Annotated in this window: 3 protein-coding genes and 1 pseudogene; all 4 read right to left on the reverse strand. The window is 31.9% G+C overall.

The genetic code is table 11. The annotated features are described in order from the left end of the window. Window positions 1-151, reverse strand: a pseudogene (locus tag NK213_RS19345) (hypothetical protein); the annotation flags it as partial. Between the two features lie 24 nt (window positions 152-175). Then, window positions 176-574 (reverse strand): transcriptional regulator GutM, encoded by a 399-nt coding sequence (locus NK213_RS19350; protein WP_253352378.1) that lies wholly within the window; start codon window positions 572-574, stop codon window positions 176-178. A 3-nt stretch (window positions 575-577) separates the two neighbouring features. Continuing rightward, window positions 578-1,543, reverse strand: coding sequence for a sugar-binding domain-containing protein (locus NK213_RS19355; protein WP_253352380.1), 966 nt, complete (start codon window positions 1,541-1,543; stop codon window positions 578-580). 292 nt (window positions 1,544-1,835) lie between these two features. Further along, window positions 1,836-2,825: a lipoate--protein ligase gene (locus tag NK213_RS19360; protein WP_253352382.1), complete on the reverse strand. Its 990-nt coding sequence runs from the start codon at window positions 2,823-2,825 to the stop codon at window positions 1,836-1,838. Between the last annotated feature and the right edge of the window lie 468 nt (window positions 2,826-3,293).

Genomic DNA, 3,293 nt, shown 5'->3' on the forward strand with positions numbered 1-3,293 from the left:
GGTTTACATTAAGATGTTCGCTCCAAAGTGTGTAAGCCATAGGTGCCGCACCTAACACTATACCCGGGTGTCCTGACTTTGATTTTTCGATCGCATCTACTCCGAGCATTCTTATTGCATCCACTGATAATTGTTTTACATTTTTTTCCATTTCGATATCTCCTTTTTTCTTTTTTTAGTTTTCTTCCTCATTTTCTTCTTTGCTTTCTTCTTTATTTTTCAGGTTTCTTATCTGTTCTACTGCTGTTTTTATACTTTTTCTATATTTTTTATCTGTATATTCTTTGTTGTAAAGGTCATCCAGCTTTACTCCCGAAACTTCCGGCATATCCTTAAATCTGCTGAAAGTACTGAAACCTTTTAATGTTTTCCCTTCTATTACTATCTCGTCCAGATCAGAACACAGTATAACAACACGTCCGGAAAAAGCTCCTTTTGCCACGCCTACTCCTACATTCCCTCTCTTTTTCATGTCCAGAAGTATCTGAGTATAATTTTTTGACTGAAGGTATATAAAGTATCTCTGAAGTGCCATTGCTATTACCACCAGTACTATTATATAAACATAATTCATAGTCTATTCACCTTTTTCTATATAATTTTCTATCTCTTTGGCAATACTGTAATTAGTCACTAAGACATCCAGAAATTTCCCGTTTAATGCTCCTATTACAGCATCTGTCTTTTCCACTCCCGCTGCGGCTCCGATTACCGTTCTTATTTTTTTCAGATCATCAAGCTCTATTCCTATTACTCTTTCATTGAATTCAAAATTGTAGTTTTCTCCGCTTTTATTATAAAACTGAAGGCATATATCGCCTACTACATTATTCTGCTTGAATTCTTCAAGTTCTGTTTTGTTAAAATAACCGGTTTTCATCATTGTAGATTCCTGACTCAGCGGCGTTCCTATTCCCACCATGGCAATATCACATTCTTTACCGTATGAAATAATATCCGAAATATTCTTTTCTTTCAAAAACTCATTCTTTATCTCTTTATTGGAAACCACTGCCGGCGCATGAAGAAGCTTGAATTCACCGCCGTATTTTTTCACAAAATCAAGGACAATATCGTTTGGATGTATCTCCTGTTGTATCTGTCCTGTTCCGCCAATAAGCGGAAGAAACGTAAGATTCAGATTCTGTCTTTTAGTGACATAATCTACTACCAGTTTTATCGTTGTTCCCATTGAAAATCCTATTATATTATCTTTTTCAAGAACTCTGTCAAAATATTCAGCTGCAGCCTTTGCTACTTCTTTTTTCTGAACATATTCGTCATTTTCATCAGGGACTATTATTACTTCTCTTAGTTCATATCTCTTTTCCAGCTTTTCGGCAAGTTCAAAATAGTCATTATTAAAAGGATTTACAAGCTCTAATTTTACTATCCCCTGTTCTTTACCGCCTTTTAGAAGTCTTGCTACTGTTGGTCTTGATATTCCAAGAATTTCTGCTATCTCATTCTGTGTATAGCCCTCTTCATAATATAGTTTACATGTTTTATATATCATTGCTAATTCGTCTGTTATTTTTTTCACACTCTACCTCCAATTAGCTACAAAGCTTATATTTTTTTGATTTATATGCGTCTACTTACTGTTCTTCCACATTACATATGTAATCATTATATATTTTATTTTATCATTTGTCAAACGATAAAAACTTTTCCGCTTATTGATTTATATTTACTGTTAAAAAACGAAATTCTTCCGATATGTGTCAGAACATGCTGTTTTTCTATGCAGCTGTATGTATTCTTTTCAGAAGATAAAACGGAAATTTCTGTTTATAATAAAATCCCCGTTTTCTCCTCATGATTTACTGCTTATTTTAAATAATTACATCCAGAATTTCCTCACTTGAAAATCCTGAAAAATATTCACCTATATTTACTGTTTCTAAGTATTTTTTTATTTCACCCTTCATATATTTTTTTCCTTTTAGACCTTTTTCCAAATCCTCTATTTCCCTGCTTGAAAAGAAATCACCATATAATTTTATATTTTCTATAAGTCCGTCTTTTAATTTTATATAACTTTCTACTTTCCCTGCATCATATTTTCTTTGTCTGTGGATATCCGACTCCGGAGACTCTGCATACGTCCATTCCCATTTGTCATATTTTTCTTTTTTCAGTTTCTCTATTTCATTTTTGTCTTTTTCAGTAAGTACATATTCTTCGAATTCATCCATCCTGTTTTTCATATGATCAAACAACGCATTCTTAAAATCCGAAACTTCCTTTATCTTACTTTCTCCGCTGATATAGTCCTTAATATTGGCAACCCTGCTTTTTATCGACTTCAAACCTTTTGATTCTATTTTATCTTTTGATACTTTAAGGCTGTTTACCAATTCTTCCATCTCGCTGTTAAATAAAAGAGTGCCGTGATGCAGAATTTTTTTCTTGTGAATATACTGTGCATTTCCAGAGAATTTTTTACCGTCTATTGCCAGATCATTTCTGCTGTTAAACTCTGCTTTTATTCCCAGTTCTCCAAGAAGGTCAACAATAGGTCTTGTAAAAAAACTAAAATCAAAATCAGAAAGATCCTTTTTATCCTGAATAAATGAAAAGTTTATATTTCCCAGATCATGATAAACTGCTCCTCCGCCTGACATACGCCTTACTACATGAATTCCTTTCTGCTCCACATAATCAAGATTGATTTCGGATATAGTATTCTGATGTTTTCCTATTACTATAGTAGGCTCATTCTGCCATAAGAAAAAATACTCACCTTCAAGATTCTTGAATACATATTCTTCAAGTGCAAGGTTGTATTTCGGATTCTTATTTTCATTAATTATATACTTCATGCCAGACCTCTTTTCCATTATCTAAATTTATATATAAAAACAAACAGTACACCTGTATTTTTCTGATTCTGCTTACATTTAACCGTTTTTGTTTAATTCTATATATCAATCCACATATATTACCGATCTTAGAAACCTAAAAAAATTATAACATAAAAAAATTTAAAATAAAAAATTTTATGAGTAATATTTCATTATATTCTATACTTTTATACAGCAGTTTATTTTGCAATTTCTTTAATTCCATGAATTTTATTATAATATTTTTAGTTGTATCTACAGTATATTTTTTAAAAAAACAAGGAACACATACAAAATTATTTATTTTTATTTTGAAGTAGTTCCTTGTCTATTATCTATATGAATGGGGAATTCATTATTTTATTTCTTTTTAGGCAGATGAAGCGCCTTCCCAAGACAGTCTGCACATGCTTCAAGTATTGCTTCCGAGAATGTAGGATGGGCATA

The organism is Sebaldella sp. S0638 (genome assembly GCF_024158605.1).
In the GTDB taxonomy this organism is placed as follows: Bacteria; Fusobacteriota; Fusobacteriia; order Fusobacteriales; family Leptotrichiaceae; genus Sebaldella.

Coding starts and splice junctions, on each gene's coding strand:
- NK213_RS19360 (WP_253352382.1), bottom strand. CDS start 2,825: ATGAAGTATATAATTAATGAAAATAAGAATCCGAAATACAACCTTGCA.
- NK213_RS19350 (WP_253352378.1), bottom strand. CDS start 574: ATGAATTATGTTTATATAATAGTACTGGTGGTAATAGCAATGGCACTT.